This is a genomic window from Streptomyces sp. SJL17-4 (genome assembly GCF_036826855.1).
Classification (GTDB): domain Bacteria; phylum Actinomycetota; class Actinomycetes; order Streptomycetales; family Streptomycetaceae; genus Streptomyces.
In genome coordinates this window covers 7,210,388-7,229,993 of sequence record NZ_CP104578.1, presented here as the reverse complement: position 1 = coordinate 7,229,993, position 19,606 = coordinate 7,210,388, and the positions used below count along the sequence as shown (strand labels likewise).

General features: G+C 71.4%; 19 protein-coding genes and 1 riboswitch. Of the genes, 7 read left to right on the top strand and 12 right to left on the bottom strand.

Annotated elements, in window-relative coordinates; all coding sequences use genetic code 11:
• Positions 1-6 precede the first annotated feature (6 nt).
• The 3 genes from N5875_RS32550 to N5875_RS32540 all read right to left on the bottom strand — a co-directional run bounded on the left by N5875_RS32550 (position 7) and on the right by N5875_RS32540 (position 2,782).
• Positions 7-1,017 carry a DMT family transporter gene (locus tag N5875_RS32550; protein WP_338497789.1) on the bottom strand — a complete coding sequence of 337 codons (1,011 nt, stop codon included), beginning with the start codon at positions 1,015-1,017 and terminating at the stop codon, positions 7-9.
• A 176-nt stretch (positions 1,018-1,193) separates the two neighbouring features.
• Positions 1,194-2,195, bottom strand: coding sequence for an EamA family transporter (locus N5875_RS32545; protein WP_338497786.1), 1,002 nt, complete (start codon positions 2,193-2,195; stop codon positions 1,194-1,196).
• A gap of 41 nt (positions 2,196-2,236) precedes the next feature.
• Positions 2,237-2,782 (bottom strand): Clp protease N-terminal domain-containing protein, encoded by a 546-nt coding sequence (locus N5875_RS32540; RefSeq protein ID WP_338497785.1) that lies wholly within the window; start codon positions 2,780-2,782, stop codon positions 2,237-2,239.
• 286 nt (positions 2,783-3,068) lie between these two features.
• On the opposite strand from N5875_RS32540, the gene N5875_RS32535 reads away from it, so the two are divergent.
• The gene (locus N5875_RS32535) at positions 3,069-3,293 is read left to right on the top strand and encodes a hypothetical protein (protein ID WP_055604039.1); all 225 of its coding nucleotides are present in this window, start codon (positions 3,069-3,071) and stop codon (positions 3,291-3,293) included.
• A 69-nt stretch (positions 3,294-3,362) separates the two neighbouring features.
• Entirely contained in the window at positions 3,363-3,791 is a 429-nt protein-coding gene (locus tag N5875_RS32530) for an SRPBCC family protein (RefSeq protein ID WP_318206677.1), read from the top strand.
• Between the two features lie 82 nt (positions 3,792-3,873).
• Here N5875_RS32530 and N5875_RS32525 read toward each other — a convergent pair whose 3' ends face one another.
• Positions 3,874-4,488 carry a PadR family transcriptional regulator gene (locus tag N5875_RS32525; RefSeq protein ID WP_318206678.1) on the bottom strand — a complete coding sequence of 205 codons (615 nt, stop codon included), beginning with the start codon at positions 4,486-4,488 and terminating at the stop codon, positions 3,874-3,876.
• Between the two features lie 136 nt (positions 4,489-4,624).
• Between N5875_RS32525 and N5875_RS32520 the strand changes: the two genes are divergently transcribed.
• Entirely contained in the window at positions 4,625-5,203 is a 579-nt protein-coding gene (locus tag N5875_RS32520; RefSeq protein WP_338497781.1) for a hypothetical protein, read from the top strand.
• Positions 5,204-5,340: 137 nt separating this feature from the next.
• The gene (locus tag N5875_RS32515; RefSeq protein ID WP_318206680.1) at positions 5,341-6,150 is read left to right on the top strand and encodes a PhzF family phenazine biosynthesis protein; all 810 of its coding nucleotides are present in this window, start codon (positions 5,341-5,343) and stop codon (positions 6,148-6,150) included.
• 66 nt (positions 6,151-6,216) lie between these two features.
• On the opposite strand, the gene N5875_RS32510 is transcribed toward N5875_RS32515, so the two are convergent.
• On the bottom strand, positions 6,217-6,999 hold the full coding sequence (locus tag N5875_RS32510) for a CPBP family intramembrane glutamic endopeptidase (protein WP_318206681.1): 783 nt from the start codon (positions 6,997-6,999) through the stop codon (positions 6,217-6,219).
• Between the two features lie 122 nt (positions 7,000-7,121).
• Positions 7,122-8,621, bottom strand: coding sequence for a glutamate--cysteine ligase (locus N5875_RS32505; protein ID WP_318206682.1), 1,500 nt, complete (start codon positions 8,619-8,621; stop codon positions 7,122-7,124).
• Positions 8,622-9,102: 481 nt separating this feature from the next.
• Here N5875_RS32505 and N5875_RS32500 point away from each other — a divergent pair, with 481 nt between their 5' ends.
• Both N5875_RS32500 and N5875_RS32495 read left to right on the top strand, forming a co-directional pair.
• Entirely contained in the window at positions 9,103-9,693 is a 591-nt protein-coding gene (locus N5875_RS32500; RefSeq protein ID WP_318206683.1) for a hypothetical protein, read from the top strand.
• Positions 9,694-10,025: 332 nt separating this feature from the next.
• Positions 10,026-10,232 (top strand): DUF5999 family protein, encoded by a 207-nt coding sequence (locus tag N5875_RS32495; RefSeq protein ID WP_030316472.1) that lies wholly within the window; start codon positions 10,026-10,028, stop codon positions 10,230-10,232.
• A gap of 91 nt (positions 10,233-10,323) precedes the next feature.
• Here the strand turns inward: N5875_RS32495 and gcvP are convergent, their stop codons facing one another.
• Positions 10,324-13,209 carry an aminomethyl-transferring glycine dehydrogenase gene (gene gcvP, locus N5875_RS32490; RefSeq protein ID WP_318206684.1) on the bottom strand — a complete coding sequence of 962 codons (2,886 nt, stop codon included), beginning with the start codon at positions 13,207-13,209 and terminating at the stop codon, positions 10,324-10,326.
• Positions 13,210-13,386: 177 nt separating this feature from the next.
• A riboswitch (glycine riboswitch) is annotated at positions 13,387-13,486 on the bottom strand.
• Between the two features lie 112 nt (positions 13,487-13,598).
• Between gcvP and N5875_RS32485 the strand changes: the two genes are divergently transcribed.
• Positions 13,599-13,964 carry a PRC-barrel domain-containing protein gene (locus N5875_RS32485; protein WP_073901970.1) on the top strand — a complete coding sequence of 122 codons (366 nt, stop codon included), beginning with the start codon at positions 13,599-13,601 and terminating at the stop codon, positions 13,962-13,964.
• Between the two features lie 756 nt (positions 13,965-14,720).
• Here N5875_RS32485 and N5875_RS32480 read toward each other — a convergent pair.
• From N5875_RS32480 to N5875_RS32460, 5 genes are all read right to left on the bottom strand, one after another.
• Positions 14,721-16,157, bottom strand: coding sequence for a DNA polymerase IV (locus N5875_RS32480; RefSeq protein ID WP_318206685.1), 1,437 nt, complete (start codon positions 16,155-16,157; stop codon positions 14,721-14,723).
• Positions 16,158-16,314: 157 nt separating this feature from the next.
• Positions 16,315-16,986, bottom strand: a complete 672-nt coding sequence (locus tag N5875_RS32475) for a MerR family transcriptional regulator (RefSeq protein WP_318206686.1) — start codon at positions 16,984-16,986, stop codon at positions 16,315-16,317.
• 192 nt (positions 16,987-17,178) lie between these two features.
• Complete coding sequence (locus N5875_RS32470) at positions 17,179-17,652, bottom strand: bifunctional nuclease family protein (protein ID WP_015032172.1); 474 nt, start codon at positions 17,650-17,652, stop codon at positions 17,179-17,181.
• A gap of 199 nt (positions 17,653-17,851) precedes the next feature.
• A complete protein-coding gene (locus tag N5875_RS32465; RefSeq protein ID WP_318206687.1) occupies positions 17,852-18,595 on the bottom strand; it encodes a MerR family transcriptional regulator in 744 nt (247 codons plus the stop codon).
• Positions 18,596-18,624: 29 nt separating this feature from the next.
• Complete coding sequence (locus N5875_RS32460) at positions 18,625-19,587, bottom strand: FHA domain-containing protein (protein WP_318207353.1); 963 nt, start codon at positions 19,585-19,587, stop codon at positions 18,625-18,627.
• Positions 19,588-19,606: the final 19 nt, after the last annotated feature.

The window sequence follows — 19,606 nt, the reverse complement described above, 5'->3', positions numbered from 1 at the left end:
CCCCACCTACACCGCCACGGCCTCCCGCCGCCGTTCCGCCGTCGCCGTCCGCGCCTCGGCGAACGCGAGGCCCGTGACGGCGGCGAGCAGCAGCAGCGTGCCGAGCACGATGGCGGCGGTGAGCCGCTCACCGAGCAGCGAGACGGCGATCACGGCAGCGCTCACCGGCTCCAGGAGCATGATCACGGAGACAGTCGCCGCCCGGACGACGGCCGCCCCCGCGAAGTACAGCGCGTAGGCGAGCGCGGTCGGCACGGCGGCCACGTAGACGAGCAGGAGCAGCACGCTCACCGGCGCGTCCGTGTGCGGTACGACCCCCTCCGCGAGCGCCGCGGGCAGCAGCCCGACCGCCCCGATCGCGAAGGCCCAGGTCGTGGTGGACAGCGCGTCCGTGCGGCCGCCGTCCCGGCCGAGGTAGCGCGTGAGCAGGGTGATCGCCGCGTATCCGGCGGCCGAGACGACCGCGAGGACGACACCCAGCGGCCGGACCTCCGCCGCCCCGCCGCCGAGGACGAGGACGAGGAGCCCGGCGAGCGCCCCGGTGACGGCGGTGATGCCGCCGCGGCCGAGGCGTTCGCCCATGGTGAGCCGGGCGCCGACCGCGATGAGGATGGGTCCGGCGCCCAGTGTGACGACCGTGCCGACCGCCAGGCCGGTGGCCTCGACGGCGGCGAAGTAGGCGCTCTGGAAGATGGTGAGCCCGACCCCCGTACCGAGGATGCGGACCGTCCGACGGCGGCGCGACTCCCCGGCCGTACGGGCCGTACCGGCCGCCCCGCGGCCGCGCGACTCCCCGGCCGTACGGGCCACTCGCCGCCGGGGACGCAGGGCGAGCGCCCCGAGCAGCAGGACGAGACCGCCGACGCAGCGCCAGAAGGACAGGGCCAGCGGGCCCATGTCGCTGATGCGGAAGATCAGCGAGGCGGCGGCACCGGCCGTGCCCCAGGCGATCCCGGCGACGATCAGATAGAGCAGGCTCCGCCCGACGGACAGGGCGGATTCCGAAGAGTTCGACACGTGACTTCTCCGTGGAAGACAGGAGGGAAAGGTGGTCGCTCGGCTCCGCGCGCGGGCAGCGACGAACCGCTCGGGGGCGAGAGGTCGCCCGGCCGAGCCCGGTCTTCGTCGAGGAGAGTCTCCGCGCGCGCTAGGCGGCGGGAGGCGGAAGCACGGTCGAATGCATGATCCGCACCTTAGGGCCCGGTCCGCCCGGCGGACAACTCGGTGTCCCGCCCTCCGGCCGCGCCGTCGTCCGCCGCCGAGCCCGCCACGGGTCCGGAGGCGGGCGCCTTCGGCGTCGACGACTGGGCGATGAAGGCCCCGACCAGGACCACCGCGCCGCCGATGATCTGCGGCGCGTCGAGGTACTGCCCGAGCAGCACCCAGGCGAGCACGGTCGCGATGACGGCCTCGAGACAGGCCACGACACCCGCCACCTGCGGCGAGAGCCGGCGTACCGAGACGACGCCGGTGACGTACGCGAGCACGGTGGCGATCAGCACGATCCAGCCGAGCAGCAGCCACGCGGGCACGGAGGTGCCGTCCATGTCGGCGCTGCCGCCGAGCAGCGCCCAGTCCATGCCCCACGGGCGGGCGACGACGGTGAGGACGAGCGCGCCGATGAGCAGCCCGTACGCGATGACGCCGATCGGGTCGGCCTGTTCGGCCTCGCCCGAGCCCTGGTCGGAGAGGACGAAGTAGCCGACCTGGCAGCAGGCGGCGGCGAGCGCAAGGAGGAGTCCGACGAGGTCGAAGCTGAGCCCGGACCAGACCTGGACGACGGACGCGAGACCGCCGACGGCCAGGACGACGCCGAGGGCGGCGGCGCGGGTGACGGGCCGGCGCTGGACGAAGCGGACCCAGCCGAGGACGAGGGCCGGGGCGAGGTACTCGATGAGCAGCGCGACGCCGACGGGGATACGGGAGATCGAGGCGAAGTAGAAGGCCTGGACACCGGCGACGGCGAGCAGCCCGAAGCCCACGAGGAGAGCGGGTTTGCGGCGCAGGAGGTCACGGCGGCGCCAGGCCACCGGAAGCATGACGAGTGCGGCGCCGGCGACCCGGAGCCACACCACATGGAGCGGGTCGAGTCCCGCCTCGATCAGCGGCTTGGCCGCCACTCCTGAACCACCGAATGCGAAGGCCGAGGCCAGGGCTAGTCCCAGGCCGGCGCTTCTCCCCTGAGACGCGTGCATCGGGCCATGATGACAGGACGCGGTCAGGGGCGTAACCCCCGTTACACCTGTTGAGACGGCTCTCCGTCACGCCACGGAACGGACCCTTCCGCCAGGGCGGCCGCACCGGCGTCGAAACGGGCTTCGGCCGGGGCTCCGGCACGGGCGCTCAGCGCGCCCGGATCGACCCCTGCGCGGCGCAGCACCTCGGCGGCCCGGCTCTCCGGATCGGCGGCGACGACGGCGAGGAGGTCGAGGCCGCGCGCCCGGGTGTCCCCGCGTTCGGCGGCTCGCCGGAAGGCCTCCTCGAGGGCCGCGGCCGCGGCCGGCGACCAGCCGGAGGTCCGGCCGTCCTGAGCCTCGGCCCCGCGCGTGGCGGGCAGCAGGCGGCCGGCCCCCGACTCCTCGACCGAGCGCTGCCAGCGCAGCCCGTATCCGATGGAGCGCTGCACCAGGTAGCCGAGGACGCGGGCGAGCTGCTGACCGCCCTCGAAGGCGGCGCCGACCTCGGGGTCGGACTCGATGAGCGCGTGCAGAAGGTGCGCGGTGTCGATCTGGCGGTCGCCGTCCCGGAGGGCTCTGCGGCGCGCGCCGGTCACGACCGTCATGAGGGACGGCGTCAGAAAGGGCGCGAGTTCCGCGCGCGGGGCGACGGGCTGCCGGAGGGGCTGCTGGGGAATCGGGACAGGACGGTGCACCCTCCCACCTCATCAGGCTCGGGCCGCCGGGGCATCGCCGGGGAGAAGCATGTCCGCATCCCACCGGAGTTGGGCACGCGCGCGCGATTCCTCCTCCTTACGGATGAGATCGCGCGCGATGCCCTCCCAGGGCGCGCGCCGCCTTGATTTGCGCCCCCGACGCAACCACAGGCCCTGCCCCCAACGTCTTCCGTATGTGTTCTGGATGGTGGCCCTGCTCGCGCGCGACGGGCGGCAGTACGTCTACCGGGTGTACGCGCCCCGGGAGGCGCTGCCGGCCGATCTGTTCTGGGCGGCCTTCCACTGTCACGAGGAGGACGGGGCGCCCCGCGCCTCCGACAGCTTCGACGCGTCCGAGATCTGGTGGATCGGTGACGGGGCCGGACCGGCCGCCGCAGAACTGACGGTTCATCAGTATTGAATGTTCACGGCCACCCGGCTACGTTCCGCGACACCGGAACCCAGCAGGCACGCGTGAAGGGGTGGTCTCATGGCCGAAGTCAGCGCGGAGGCACGGATCGATGCACCGCCCGGAAAGGTCTGGGCGCAGCTCGTGGACTTCCCCTCGTACGGCGAGTGGAACGCCACCCACACCAACTTCCCGAACGGCGGCCCGGCAACGCTGGAGGCGGGTGCCACCTTCACGGAGAACATGAAGCTGATGGGCTTCCCCGCAGAGGTGCTCTGGACGGTCGAGGAGCTGGAGGCCGAGCGCGCCTTCGCCATCAAGGGCAAGGGCCCGATGGGTGTGCTCGTCACCACCCGCTACTCGCTGACGCCGGACGGGGACGCCACGACCGTACGGATCGACGGCGCGTTCACCGGCGCGGCGGTCTCCCTGATGGCGGGCAAGCTCAAGGACTCGGCGACGGCGGCCCTGACCGAGTCGCTGCGCAAGCTCTCGGGCCTGGTGGCCTGAGAGCCCCCTCACGCACACCGAAGGGCCCCGCGGCAGGCGCCGCGGGGCCCTTCGTTCGATCCCGGCCGTCACCGGGCACCGGTCAGTGCTCGTCGGCCAGGATCAGGTACAGCTTCTTGCGGGCTTCGTTGATCACGCCGACCGCCTTCTTCCGCTGCTCGGCGCTGCCGGCCTTCCAGACCTGCCCGAACGCCTCCATCAGGCCGAAGCCGGCCTGCCGGATCTCGTTCATGGCCTCCCAGTCGACGCCGCGCCCGGCGTCCGCCCAGGGCGCCTCGGGACCTTCCTCGGCCTCGGCGCGTCCGGTGTCGGTGAGCGTGAACAGCTTCTTGCCGCCCTCGCTCGCACTGGTGATCAGACCCTCGTCCTCCAGCATCTGGAGGGTGGGGTAGACCGAGCCGGGACTGGGCCTCCAGGCCCCGTCGCTGCGCTCGCCGATCTCCCTGATCATCTCGTAGCCGTGCATCGGGCGGTCCTTGAGGAGCGCCAGGATCGAGGCACGCACGTCGCCGCGCCGCGCCCGTCCCCGGCCGCCACCGTGACCGCGTCCGCCCCCGAAGGGGCCGCCACCACCGAAGCCCGGACCGAAGGGGCCGAACGCCGCGCGCCGTCCCTCGAAGTCACCACGAGGCCCGGGGCCGCAGCCTCCACGGCCGGCTCCGTGGCCGTTTCCGTACTCGTGTCCATGTGAACGCATCGCAACGCTCCTTCCATCGGGTTTCATTCTCTGAACTGTCGCGATGCGTCAACGATATATCGGAACTGTTCGCCGAGCAAGCATTCCGACTGAACCGCCGCCGACCTGCGTGTCCGGATGGTGCAAGGTGGGGGCCATGCCTGCCGATCATGAGAAGCACGACGGTCTCGTCGAAGCGCTGACGCTCCTCTGCCCGCCACCCGCCGCCGTACGGACCGTGCGGTGGGCCGCCGTCGAAGAGGCACTGGGCACCGCCCTGCCTGCCGACTACAAGCGGCTGGTCGAGACCTACGGGGGCGGGGTCTTCGCGGGGACCATCTGGCTGCTGGAACCGGACTGCCCGGATGCGATATACGACCTGGTCGCCCAGACCGCCGAGCGCGACGAGATCCTCGCCGACCTCTGGGCGGGCGGCGAGAAGAAACCGGCGGAGATCGAGGAGGGCGACGTCAGGCTGGTGCCCTGGGGGTACGTGGAAGGCGCGGGGCACTTCCTGTACTGGCTGGTGCGGCCCGGCGCGGAGCCCGATGAGTGGACGACCCTCCTCAACGAGGGCCGCGGACCTCTCTGGGAGGCCCATCCCGCCTCGTGCAGCGCGTTCCTCCTCGACGTGGTGTCCGGCACGGCGAAGTCGTACTACTTCACCGACATCGACGACATGGCCGACCCGGAGGACAGATACCGCTTCAGGTCCACCTCCGAGTTCCCCGCCTGACGGACGCGGGATCGGCGCGCGGCGTCCGCCCAGGTCACCGGCCCCATGCCGAAGGAGTGCCGTCGCGCGCCCACACGGTCCAGTTCTCCGCGATTGGCCTTGGCCCGCCCGATTCCGCCCCCGGTACGGTCGGCGCCATGAGGATCCGAATCGTCGACGCCTTCACCGACCAGCCCTTCTCCGGCAACCCGGCCGGAGTCCTGCTCCTGGACTCCTTCCCGGACGACGCCTGGCTCCAGCGGGTCGCCGCGGAGGTCAACCTCTCCGAGACGGCCTTCGCCCACCCGCTGCCCGCCGGCGGCGAGGCCGACTGGGCCCTGCGCTGGTTCACCCCCACCACCGAGGTCGACATGTGCGGCCACGCCACGCTGGCCACGGCCCACGTCCTGCACTCCACCGGTACGGCGAGCGGCCCGGTCCGCTTCGCGGCCCGCTGCGGCATCCTCGGGGCCACCGCCGAGGCCGACGGCACGATCACGATGGACTTCCCGACCTCCTCCCTCGCCCCGGCCCCCGTCCCCGACGGCCTGGAGAAGGCACTCGGCGCCGAGGTCGTCGCGGTCCACGACACGGCCGACCACATCGGCGACCTCGTCGTCGAGCTGCGCGACGAGCCCACCGTGCGCGCGCTCGCGCCGGACCACGCCGCCCTGAAGGCCCTCTCCACGCGCGGCATCATCGCCACCGCCGCCGCCCAGAGCCCCGACAGCGGCTACGACTTCGTCTCCCGCGGCTTCTTCCCCGCCGTCGGCATCGACGAGGACCCGGTGACCGGCAGCGCCCACACCGCGCTCGCCCCCTACTGGTCGGCCCGGTTCGGCCGCGACGACCTGGTCGGCCTGCAGGGCGGCGCCCGCACGGGCATCGTCCGGACGCGCCTGCGCGGCGACCGCACCCTCCTGAACGGTCACGCGGTCACGGTCATCGAGGGCGACCTGCACGCCTGACCACCGGGGCCCGGAACACGCGAAGGGGCGTACGGAGAACCCGTACGCCCCTTCCGCACACCCGCGTCACGCGGTGGGCAGCCACCCCACCTTGCCCGCGAGCAGCCCGTATCCGACGAAGGCCACGATGTCGAGCAGCGCGTGCGCCACGACGAGCGGCCCGACCCGCCCCCAGCGCCGGTACAGCAGGACGAAGACCACACCCATCACCACATTGCCGAGGAAGCCGCCGATCCCCTGGTAGAGGTGGTACGAGCCACGCAGCACCGAGCTCGCCACCAGCGCGGCCATCGGCGTCCACCCCAACTGCCCGAGCCTGCGCAGCAGGTACCCGACGACGATGACCTCCTCCAGAACGGAGTTCTGGATCGCCGAGAGGATCAGCACCGGGTACTTCCACCACACCTCGGGCAGCGACTCGGGCACCACGGTGAGGTTGAACCCGCTCGCCCGCGCCGCCAGGTAGAAGGCGAGCCCCGCGCTGCCGATGCCCGCCGCGACCAGCGTCCCGCGCCCCAGGTCGGGCCAGGGCCGGGTCCGGTCGAAGCCGATGGCACGCAGCCCCGAGCCCTCGCGCAGCAGCAGATGGGCGACCAGGAGGACCGGTACGAGGGCGGAGGCGATACCGAAGAGCTGCCAGGACAGGTCGAGCCACGGCCGACCCGGCGCGTACGAGCCGTTGAGCGTGGCCGCCTGCTCCCTCAGCGCCCCGGACTTCGTGAGCGAGCCGATGAAGCTGATGAGGGACGACACGGCGCTCGCCCCGAGCGAGAGCGCGAGGACGATGAGCGTCTCGTTGCGCAGCACCCGGCGCGACAGTCCGTCGGGGGGCAGGGAAGCGTCACTCACTCGTTGCTCCGACACCACACCTGTCTCCACTTCCCGGTCGCGGACGGACGCCGTTCCGGCGGCATCCCGATCACTGTGCCATGATCGGCCACCGCCCCCGCCCGCGACCCCGGGAGCCGCGCTCAGTCGATCCCGACCGGCCAGGTGTGCACCGGCTCCCCCGCGTGCATGAGGGTCCGGTAGCGACGGGTGGTCGCCGCGAGCGCCGCCTCGCGGTCGAGCCCTGCCTCCAGCGCCTTGTGGAAGGTGTCGGCCTGCCAGGAGGCGCCGTTCACCCGCCGCAGGCAGCGCTGTTCGATCACGCCGAGGTAGAAGTCCCGGTCGGCGGGTTCGATGTGCCAGGCGTCGAGCCCGGCCGCCGCGAGCGGCAGCAGTTCGTCGAGGACGAGCCGTACCGCGGGGACGGTCGCGATGCCGCCGGCCCGGCCGGAGCGGGGCCAGCGCAGCTCCGCCTCGATGCCGTACCGGCAGGCCGTGTCGAAATTGGCCTCCGCGTCCTCGAAGGCCAACCGCTTCCAGACGGGCCTGGGGTCGTCGGCGAGGGAGCGGACGAGCCCGTAGTAGAAGGCCGCGTTGGCGATGACGTCGGTGACGGTCGGCCCGGCCGGCAGGACCCGGTTCTCGACGCGCAGATGCGGGACGCCGTCGACCCAGCCGTACACGGGCCGGTTCCAGCGGTAGACCGTGCCGTTGTGCAGGACGAGCTCCTGGAGGCGCGGCACCCCGCCCTGGTCGAGGACGAGGAGCGGGTCCTCCTCGTCGCAGATCGGCAGCAGCGCGGGGAAGTAGCGGAGGTTCTCCTCGAAGAGGTCGTACACCGAGTCCACCCACCGCTCCCCGAACCAGGTGCGCGGCCGCACGCCCTGGGCCTGGAGCTCGGGCGGGCGGGTGTCGGTGGCCTGCGTGAAGAGCGGCGGCCGGGACTCGCGCCACAGTTCGCGGCCGAAGACGAAGGGGGCGTTGGCGCCGAGCGCGATCTGGATGCCCGACACCGCCTGCGCCGCGTTCCACACGGCGGCGAAGCGGGCCGGAGTGACCTGGAGGTGGAGCTGGACCGAGGTGCAGGCCGCCTCCGGGACGATCGACTCGGACGTGCAGAGGAGCCGTTCCACCCCGTGGATGTCGAGGGTGAAGTCCTCGCCCCTGGCGGCGAGGATCTGGTCGTTGAGGAGCGTGTAGCGATCCGCGGACGAGAGGTTCTCGGGGACCAGGTCGTCCTGTGTGAGGGTCGGCAGTATGCCGATCATGACGACCCCCGCGTCGAGTTCCGCGGCCTTGCGGTCGGCGTATCCGATTCCGGTGCCGATCTCCTCCGCGAGCCGGTCGAATACGTGCCCGTCGAGCTGGTGGGGCGCGATGTTCACTTCGAGGTTGAACATTCCGAGTTCCGTCTGGAAATCGGGGCTGGCGATCTTTTCCAGAACCGGCCCGTTCAGCATGCGGGGCAGTCCGTCGGCACCGGCGAGATTGAGTTCGATCTCCACGCCCATGAGATTTCGGGGACGGTCGAACCTCTTCTCCGCCAGAAGCCTCGCGAGTCCCGCCAGACACTGCTGGAGCTTTCTCCGGTACTGCTGCCGGTCGGACGGGCCGAACCCGTCGGCCACGACCTTCTCCCCCATCGAAGCGTCCCTCCGCGAGTGGGCGGCCGCCAGGACGGCCGCGCGTCACGGACGATGATGCCCACCCCGCTGATCCACAACGCCTGCGAAGCAGGGCTGTCGGAGGATAGGCTGGATGCTGCGCTCCACCGTCACATCCCGATGGCAAGGAACAATCGACATATACCAATGTCCTATTGTCCCGGGACCAGGGGAATGAATTCAGCCGTCCGGCTCTGCGAGGAATACGCAGGTAGGAGTACCGGCAACCACTCGATTCCGCTTCTACGACCCTTGTTTTTCGGCTTGATGACGCCTTGTCAGGAATATTGGCGACGTCTAGCGGAAACACTCCGTGAACACGTGTCGTATAAACTCCGCGGACGAGGCAGAGTGTTGGCGCCCGGTCATGGCCTCATGGCCCTCCTCTGGCCCCGCCGCCGACAGCGCCGTCGTACCTGCCCACGCATCACCGTGTCTCCTGAGTGAGAGGCGACCCATCATGCTCCGACCCTCCCCGGCCCCTGCGCCGGCCCTCCGCAGTGTCCTCGCGGCCCTCGGCTCACCGACCGCCGTCCGCGAGGCGCCAACTCCCGCCCTGCGGGCCGCGCAGGGACCACTGAGCCCCGAACTCCCGCTGCCCGTACACGTCCTCGGCGTCGCCGGAACACCCGGGCAGGCCCCCTGCATCCGCCTCGCCGGCTGGCGCTTCCTGATCAGGAGCGGGGGCCGGGCCGTCGCCGCCGCGGACACCATGCTGACCCCGGACGGCTGGTCCTTCTCGCACTTCTTCGAGGGGCCGTACGTCACCGCCACGGAGCGGGCGCTGCTCCAGGCCGAGGCACTGCCCGGCCTGTACCAACCACGGCTGCTCTCCGTACCGGAGCTCTACATGCTGACCCTCTGGCTGCACGCCGAACCGGAGGCGGACGGCGCCGGCACCACCCCGGCCGCGGCGGATCTGATGGTGCCGCTCGCCCCCGCCCCGCCGGGGATCGCGGCCCACCGGCCGTACCAGGTCGCCGACCTCCTGCCCGTGCTCAGTACGCGCCTCGCGCCGCCGCCCCTCCTGGGCTCGGCGGCGCCCGCCTGATCCACCGCACGAGCGTCACCGCCCCGTGACCCACCCGGGTCACGGGGCGCACTGCTGTCCGAGAACCTGGCCCGAACGCCTCGCCCGAACACCGTTCCCGGACGGACTAGCCCACTGGGACCACTCCGAACCACCCAAAGAGACGGTGCACTTGACCTGAACCGCCCCTGCGGGTGATGCGTCTTCCCAGGAAAGGACGAGCTGCCGCGAAATCCCTGCGGAAGACCGTCCAGGGGGCAAGACTGGGATCGGAACCGAACCGACCGACGGGGGCGGCGATGAGCGCGAACAGCCGCAGGACATCCACTACGACGCAGCGAAAGAACCCACCCATGTGCCAGCACCAGCCTGCCTGTCCCACCGCCGACTCCGCCGACCGCGAGGCGGCCCGACTGACGGCACACCACCCGGAACAGGGCTGGAGCCTGCTGTGCAACGGCGTCCTGCTCTTCGAGGACACCGGTGAACTGCTGCCGGACGGGCAGATCATCGCCCCGCACCGGCCGTTGTCGGCGGGCCAGGTGACGACCGCCGCCTGAAGGCACGCGCAACGCCGAGGGCCGGCCCGGAGACATCCTCCGAACCGGCCCTCGATTCACGCTCGGCCCTCGTACGCGGCCGACGTCCTGCTCAGTTGTCGTACTCGTCCAGCGGCGGGCAGGAGCAGACCAGGTTCCGGTCGCCGAAGGCACCGTCGATGCGGCGCACCGGCGGCCAGTACTTGTCGGCCGCCGAGACACCGGCCGGGAAGACCGCCTCGTCACGGGTGTACGCGTGGTTCCACTCGCCGCCCAGCGCGGCCGCGGTGTGCGGGGCGTTGTGCAGCGGGTTGTCGTCGGCGGGCCACTGGCCCGAGGCGACCTTCTCGATCTCGGCCCGGATCGCGATCATCGTGTCGCAGAAGCGGTCGAGCTCGGTCAGGTCCTCGGACTCGGTCGGCTCGATCATCAGCGTGCCGGCCACCGGGAACGACATCGTCGGCGCGTGGAAGCCGTAGTCGATCAGGCGCTTCGCGATGTCGTCGACCGTGACGCCCGTCGCCTTGGACAGCGGGCGCAGGTCCACGATGCACTCGTGGGCGACCAGACCGGCCGGGCCGGTGTAGAGCACCGGGAAGTGCGGCTCGAGGCGCTTGGCGATGTAGTTCGCCGCGAGGACGGCGACCTGGGTGGCGCGCTTGAGGCCCTCGCCGCCCATGAGGCGCACGTACGACCACGAGATCGGCAGGATGCCCGCGGAGCCCCACGGGGCGGCCGAGATCGGGCCGACGCCGGTCTCCGGGCCCGCGGTGGGCTGGAGCGGGTGGTTCGGCAGGTACGGGGCGAGGTGCGCGCGGACACCGACCGGGCCGACACCCGGGCCGCCGCCGCCGTGCGGGATGCAGAAGGTCTTGTGCAGGTTCAGGTGCGAGACGTCGCCACCGAAGTGCCCCGGCTTGGCGAGACCGACCAGCGCGTTGAGGTTGGCGCCGTCGACGTACACCTGGCCGCCGGCCTCGTGGACCTCGGCACAGATGTCGGCGACGTGCTCCTCGAAGACGCCGTGCGTCGACGGGTAGGTGATCATCAGCACGGACAGCTCGTCGCGGTACTGCTCGATCTTGGCGCGCAGGTCCGCGACGTCGACCTCGCCGTCGTCGGCGGTCTTGACGACGACGACCTTCATGCCGGCCATCACCGCGGAGGCGGCGTTGGTGCCGTGGGCGGAGGACGGGATGAGGCAGACGGTGCGCTGCTCGTCACCGTTGGCGCGGTGGTAGGCACGGACGGCGAGCAGACCGGCAAGCTCGCCCTGCGAACCGGCGTTGGGCTGGATCGACACCGCGTCGTACCCGGTGACCTCGGCGAGCCGCTCTTCCAGTTCCTTGATCAGCGTGAGGTAGCCCTGCGCCTGCTCGACAGGCGCGAAGGGGTGCATCTGACCGAACTCGGGCCAGGTCACCGACTCCATCTCGGTCGTCGCGTTCAGCTTCATCGTGCAGGAGCCGAGCGGGATCATGCCGCGGTCGAGCGCGTAGTCGCGGTCGGCGAGCTTGCGCAGGTAGCGCAGCATCGAGGTCTCGGAGCGGTGCGCGTGGAAGACCGGGTGGGTCATGTACGCGTCGGAGCGCAGCAGCCCGGCGGGCAGCGTGTCCTCGGTGGTGGCGTCCAGAGCCTCGACGTCGGCGGTCACACCGAAGGCACCCCACACGGCGGCGAGCTGGGCGCGCCCGGTGGTCTCGTCGCACGACATGGACACGTGGTCCGCGTCGACGCGGTAGAGGTTCACACCGGCCTCGCGGGCGGCGGCCACGACCGCGTCGGCCTTGCCGGGCACCCGGGCGGTGAGGGTGTCGAAGAAGGCACCCTGGGTGAGCTCCACGCCCCCGGCGGTGAGGCCGGCGGCCAGGATCGCGGCGTACCGGTGGGTACGGCGCGCGATGCCCTGGAGGCCCTCGGGGCCATGGTAGACGGCGTACATACCGGCCATGACGGCGAGCAGCACCTGCGCGGTACAGATGTTGCTGGTGGCCTTCTCGCGGCGGATGTGCTGCTCGCGGGTCTGCAGGGCCAGGCGGTACGCGCGGTTCCCGTCGGCGTCGACGGAGACACCCACGAGACGGCCGGGCAGGGAGCGGGCGTGCTTGTCCTGGACGGCCATGTAGCCGGCGTGGGGACCGCCGAAGCCCATGGGAACGCCGAAGCGCTGCGTCGTACCGACGGCGATGTCGGCCCCGAGCTCACCGGGCGAGGTGAGCAGGGTGAGCGCGAGCAGGTCGGCGGCGACGGTGACGATCGCACCGAGCTCGTGAGCGGCGTCGACCAGCGGCTTGATGTCCCGCACGGCACCGGAGGCACCGGGGTACTGGAGGAGCACACCGAAGACACCACGCTCGGCGACCTCGGCGGGGATGCCCTCGCTCAGGTCGGCGACGACGACCTCGACTCCGGTCGGCTCGGCGCGGGTCTCGATGACGGCGATCGTCTGCGGCAGGGCGTCGGCGTCGATGAGGAAGACACCGTTCTTGACCTTGCCGACGCGCCGGGAGAGCGCCATGGCCTCGGCGGCGGCGGTGCCCTCGTCGAGCAGCGAGGCGCCGGACGTGGGCAGCCCGGTCAGGTCGGCGACCACGGTCTGGAAGTTGAGGAGCGCCTCGAGCCGACCCTGGGAGATCTCCGGCTGGTAGGGCGTGTACGCCGTGTACCAGGCGGGGTTCTCCATCACGTTCCGGAGGATCACCGGCGGCGTGAAGGTCCCGTAGTAGCCGAGACCGATCATGGGCGCGAGGACCTGGTTGCGGTCGGCGAGCGTGCGCAGCTCGGCGAGCACCTCGGCCTCGGTGCGGGCGGCCGGCAGGCCGAGCGCCTCGGTGTTCTTGATGACGTCCGGCACCGCGGCGGCCGTGAGCTCGTCGAGGGAGCCGTAACCGACCTGGGCGAGCATCTTGGCGCGCGCCTCGGCGTCGGGCCCGATGTGCCGCTGCTCGAACGGGATGCCCTGTTCGAGTTCGGAGAGCGGAATGCGGTTGGCGGTCATGTACGGAGGCCTCCTGGTCGTCACGACCTGCGAGGGGCACCACGGCGCGGGTACCCGGACGGCCTCCCCCTCTGTCATCTCAACCTGAGAGTTTCACCGGCACGCCTCACGGCACGCCGGCTTTCACCGTCGGTGAGAGCGCATGCCGTCGGACACCGCTCTGCTTTCCAGAGTGACCTCGTCCGCGCGGTACAGGGGCCTGAGAGATTCCGGGGAGGATTTGCTCCTTCGGCGCCCACCGGAAGGTTTCTCCGGGGGACTCTCCCGCACAGGGTCGACAGCCACAGCCAGCCTACCAGCGAGGTTGCGGCTCCCATCGCTCAAGTGGCCGACATCCCACTTGTGCACTTTCGTAGGGTGTAGAGCAGTTGCGACCAGTTGGAGGGACCGTGCAGACCGATATCGATCCGCGCAGCCTGATCGGCCGCAAGGCGTACGACCGGAACGGACACAAGATCGGAACCGTGGACGAGGTGTACCTGGACGACGCGACCGGCATCCCGGAATGGGCAGCGGTCCGAACGGGCCTGTTCAGCCGCGACGCCTTCGTCCCCCTGGAGCCGAGCGAACTGATCGACAACGGCCTCCACATCCCGTACGAGCGGGCCCTCATCAAGGACGCCCCCGACTTCGGCGTGGGCCGCCACCTCTCCCCGGAACAAGAGCTCCAGCTCTACCGCCACTACAGCCTGGCCCTCCCCCCACCCCCCACGGACACCCCGGACACAGACTTCGGCCACCTGGCAGGCCAGTAACCCACCCGCAGAGGGGGCCGGCCGACAGCCCCGGGACCAACCCCGACAGCAAGCCAGAGACCCGCCCGGCCGACGAACACCGGTCCACCGAGCCAGTCCCCCAGGGCCTGGCCAACCGGACAGACACGGGGCCAACCCCGACACACGGCGCTGCCCCACCGACCGGACCGCCGAGGCGACCCCCCGGCCCGGCGCAGGCCCTACCGGCCGGACGTCGGGCCAATCTGCACGCCCGGCGCAGGCCCTGCCAGCCGGACGTCGGGCCAGGCTAACCGCGACAGCCCCCACGGGCCCGACAACCAGACAGGCCCGGGGCCAACCGCGACAGCAAGGCGGCGGTCCGGAGGGGCAGGCGCCGGTCCAACGGGGACAGCTCGGCAGAGGCCCGCCCGGCCGACAGACGTCGGCCCAACCCCGTCAGCCCCGCGGCGGCCCGACCGGCCGGACGTACACCGCCAAACACCCCAAGTCCGAGCGTGGGCGCGCCTGCGTGCTCGGCCGGGGGCACCGCCGCGCGGCTGCGGAGCCACGGGCCCGCCGCCAGGCGGGGGCCACCAGCCCCGGCCCCAACAGCCACCGAATCCACAACCGCAGCCGCCGACGGCGCGCTGCCACCCCCGGGAAGACCCGCACCTCTGCCCACTCAGCAGCACGGGTGGTGCGGGTGGGAGCCACCGCCCGGCCGCCAGGCCGGGCGTGCCACCCACCGACCCGCACCCTCCACCGGACCGCACCCACCCACCGGCCAAGCCGCCCCTACGCCCCGCCCTCCACCAACGGCAACGCCTCCCCCGGCTCCAGTTCCGGATCGTCCACGGCGAAGGTCCGCACCCGCCCCGGCTCCGACCCCGGCTCCTCGAACCGCACCGTGACGCGCCCGACCCCGCTCCCCTGCACCCACCCGGCGCCGTACACGGCATGCCGCACGTCATTCCCGGGCGCCCAATGCCGCTCCACAGGCTCATCGGCCCCAGGCTCCACAGCAGAAACAGCAGGAACAGCAGCCACCCCAGCCACGGCGGACCCAGCAGCAGCCGCAGCCACACTCCCGTCCCCTACCGCCCCTGCCACCCCCGGCGCCCCCGAACCCCCCACCGACCCCTCCGCCAACGCCGCAGCGACCTCCGCCTGCGCGAACAGATCCTCCTGCGTGTAGTCCGCGAGCCCACTCACCCCGACCCCCAGCAACCGCACACCCCCGGTCGTGTCCACCGCCTCGAGCAGCCGCCCCGCCGCCTCCCGCACCACAGCCGGATCGTCCGTGGGCCCCCGGAGCGTCTCGGACCGCGTGAGCGTCGAGAAGTCGAAGCGCCGCACCTTCAGAACGATGGTCCGCCCGGAGTGCCCGGAGGCCCGCAGCCTCCCCACGCACCGCTCCGCGAGCCGCTCGACCTCACCCCTGATCCGCACCCGGTCGTGCAGGTCGACGTCGAACGTGTCCTCGACCGAGACCGACTTGGCGTCCCGCTCGGCCACCACGGGCCGATCGTCGTACCCCTGGGCCATCAGGTAGAGCGAGGCCCCGTGCGCCCGCCCGAGGAGCCTGACGAGCTCGTCCTCACCCGCCTCCGCGAGGTCGGACACGGTGGTCATCCCGGCCCGCCGGAGGTGCTCCCCGGTCGCCGGCCCGACACCGGGCAGGATCCGCACCGAACGCGGTGCGAGCAGCTCCCGCTCGGTCCCGGGTTCGATCAGCACGAGGCCGTCGGGCTTCGCCTCCTCGGAGGCGATCTTCGCGATCATCTTGGATCCGGCGAGCCCCACGGACCCGGTGAGCCCCGTCGTGGCCAGGATGTCGACCCGTAGCCGCTCACCGGCCGTACGCGCGCTCGCACTGTCGTCGGCCACGCCCCCGGCCTCGAGGTCCACGAAGGCCTCGTCGAGGCTGAGCGGCTCCACGAGCGGGGAGAGACGTCCGAGCAGTTCCATGACCTGCTCGGAGATCGACCGGTAGAAGGAGAAGCGGGGTACGAGGTAGGCCGCGTTCGGCGCGAGCCGCCGCGCCTGACCCATGGGCATGGCCGAGTGGACTCCGAAACGGCGCGCCTCGTAGGACGCGGTGGCGACGACGCCCCGGGGCCCGAGGCCGCCGACGATCACGGGTTTTCCACGCAGGCTGGGCTTCGACGCCTGCTCGGCGGCGGCGAAGAAGGCATCCATGTCGAGATGGAGGATGGTGGGCGCGGCTCTCACACTTCCGATGCTGCCTCACACCACTGACAACAAGCCCCACACCACACAACCCAAGCCCCGGCCGGCCCACGAGGCCCAGGCCCGAACCCAAAGCCACGCCCCAAGGCCGAAGCCCAAAGCAAGGCCCAAAGCAGGACCCAGGCAAAGGCCCCGCCCCTCAGACGGCCCTGTCCCGACGCCTCCGCGCCAGCTCGTCCCCCGGGTTGTGCCCCACGAGCGTCTCGCCCGTGTCGACCCGCTCCCCGTGCAGCTGCGAGAGCGCCGCCTCGACGTCCCGCCAGACCACGCCGACGGCGATGCCGAAGACGCCCTGCCCGCCCTGGAGCAGATCGACGACCTCGTCCGGCGAGGAGCACTCGTAGACGGTGGCCCCGTCGCTCATGAGCGTCATCCGCTCCAGGTCGCGGAAGCCCCGCGCGCGCAGGTGCTGCACGGCGGCCCGGATGTTCTGGAGGGCGACCCCGGTGTCGAGGAATCGTTTGACGATCTTCAGCACGACGACGTCGCGGAAGCTGTAGAGCCGCTGGGTCCCCGACCCGTACGCGGGCCGGACACTCGGCTCCACGAGCCCCGTACGCGCCCAGTAGTCCAGCTGGCGATACGTGATCCCGGCCGCCGCACAGGCCGTGGGACCGCGATAACCGACCGTCTCACCCGCCGCACCGGGACCGGCACCGGAAGCGCCCCCGGGCCCCGTGACCGCGCCGCTCCCCGCACCGGCGTCCGTACCCGTACCGAAGTCGCCCACACTGCCGTGAAGCGGATACGGACCGCTCTCTCCGGACACGCGTCCGAGCGAGCTCCCTGCCGTACCGTCCGCGCTGCTCATCACGCCGACCCTCCGTCCTTGACCTGCCCACACGAAGGTAGGCAGTCACTCGGGGTGCGTCAACGATCGCCACACTCGGCACGCCGAGTGATAATCACCCTGAGAGTGGTTTCCCGTCTCTCTCGCCGGGGAAAGGCTACTCGAATGCTCTGACAGCACCCCGCGAACGGCCTGCGGCCGCGCCGCTTCGACTCACTGACTGTTGGTCCCGAAATCCTCCGGTGAGATCTGGTCGAGGAACTCGCGGAACTTCTCCACCTCGTCCTCCTGCTCGTCCGGAATCGCGATGCCGGCATCGTCCAGCACACCGTCACTGCCGTAGATCGGCGTTCCGGTCCGGAGGGCCAGTGCTATCGCGTCCGAAGGCCGCGCGCTCACCTCGACGCCGCTGGCGAAGACCAGCTCGGCGTAGAAGACCCCGTCACGCAGATCCGTGATGCGGACTTCGGTGAGTTCCTGTCCCACGGCCTCCAGCACGTCCTTGAACAGGTCGTGCGTCAGCGGCCGCGGAGGGGCCATCCCCTGCTGGGCGAAGGCGATCGCGGTCGCCTCACCCGGTCCGATCCAGATGGGGAGGTACCGATCGCCTCCCACTTCACGCAGGAGCACGATCGGCTGGTTGGAGGGCATTTCCACCCGGACACCCACAACGTCGAGCTCGTTCACACAGCAACCCTAGGACGTGCCCGACCGGTTTGGATAGTCGGGCCCTCCCAAGCCCACCCCGAGCCCACCCTGGACCCAACCCCGAATCCGCCCCAAGCGCACCCTGAACCCCAGCCCCGAACCCGGCCCACACACCACCCCGAGCCCGCCCCGAAAGCCCCTCACGGGCTCAGACGGGCTCACACGGGCCCACACGGGCTCACTGCAGCCGAATCCCCAGCGCGGTCTGTACGAGCGCGGCGTGCAGCCGCACCGACTGTGCGGCGAGCTCCTGCGCGGTGGCCTCCGCATGGGCCCTGGTCTGCGGATTACGGTGTCGGCGCAGCGGCGCGACGACCTGCTCGATCAGTCCGGCCTCGCGGTCCGCGGCGGCCTTGACGGCCCGCAGGTGCCGGGGTTCGAGTCCGAATCGCCCCAGATCCGCGACGAGCCGAGCGACGGTCACGGTCTCGGGCTCGTAGCCGCCACCGTCCGTCTCGGAGATCAGACCGTACGACTCCCACTCGAGGAGTTCCGCCTCGGTGACCTCGGCCGCGGCCAGCAGTTCGGCCCGCCCGATCCGCGCGGCGGTGGGGGGCTCGGCGTCCTGCTCCCAGGCTCCTTCGAGCAGGTCCCGCCGGCGGCCGGGGGTCGGGAGCTTGATCTGCTCTCCCCTGGCGAGGGCGTCGAGGTGCTCGCGGATGACCTTCAGCGGAAGGTAGTGGTCCCGCTGCATCCGCAGGATCTGAGCGAGCCGCTCGACATCCTGCGGGCTGAACTTCCGGTACCCGGAGGCCGTACGCCGGGGCTCCACGAGCCCCTCGGCCTCCAGGAACCGGATCTTGGAGATGGTCACTTCGGGAAATTCGTCGCGCAGCTGGTTCAGCACCGTGCCGATGCTGACCAGCCGGTCGCCCGCGGTGGCGGTGCCGGATCCGGCACCGCCCGTCGGTGTTCGCAGCATGGACCTTCCCTGAAGGCTTCTCCGAGGCGCTACATGCCCCGCTGGCTCGAGTAGAAGACCAGGCGGTACTTACCGATCTGCACCTCGTCGCCGTTGGACAGAACGACCGAGTCGATCGGCTCGCGGTTGACGTACGTGCCGTTGAGGCTGCCGACGTCGGCGACGGTGAAGCTGCCGTCCTGGGCCCGCCGGAACTCGACATGGCGCCGGGAGACCGTGAAGTCGTCCAGGAAGATGTCGCTCTGCGGGTGACGGCCGGCCGTCGTCAGCTCACCGTCGAGCAGGAACCGGCTGCCGGAGTTCGGCCCACGACGCACCACGAGGAGCGCGGAACCGGACGGCAGGGCCTCGACGGCGGCCAGCGCCTCGGGAGAGAGCGAGGGCAGCTGGGTCTGGCCGGTGACCTCCGCGTCGTAGGCCTCGAGACCCGAGATGGAGATCGTGGACGTCGTCTCGGAAGCACGCTCGGGAGCGACTCCGCCCCGCAGCGGCGTGCCGCAGTGGGAGCAGAAACGACTGTCGGCCGCGTTGCGGTGACCGCACCTCGTACACACCGGCATGGACGCACCCTCCTGCCGCGGCTGCCCCGCCGAGGTCTGTGTGGCGTACGGGTCGGCGGCAAACCCTCCACCCGTACTTGAGGTTGATGGTTCTCCGAAACCTATGCGGGCAGCCCCGGCAGGGTCAACAGACGACGCGCCGTACGCGCCCGGAACGTCACCGCCCTGGCCGCCGACCTCATCGCGGAAGAGCGGGCGTTCGCCGCTCTGCTCCTCGCTCTGGGCGTGGCGCGACGCGCGGTGCTTGGCGTTACCGCCGTCCTCGCGTCCGCTCTTGCCGAACAACTTCGAAAAAAAACTCACGGGCGATTCCCCTTGACCGAAACAGACCCGCCCGTGGGGCAGGACGAACCGAGATCCATCACACCTGCCGACCCGGACACCTTCACAACGTCCGTATCCTCCGGACAGTTTCCACCACGCACCACCGATGTGGTGCGCCGACCCCCCG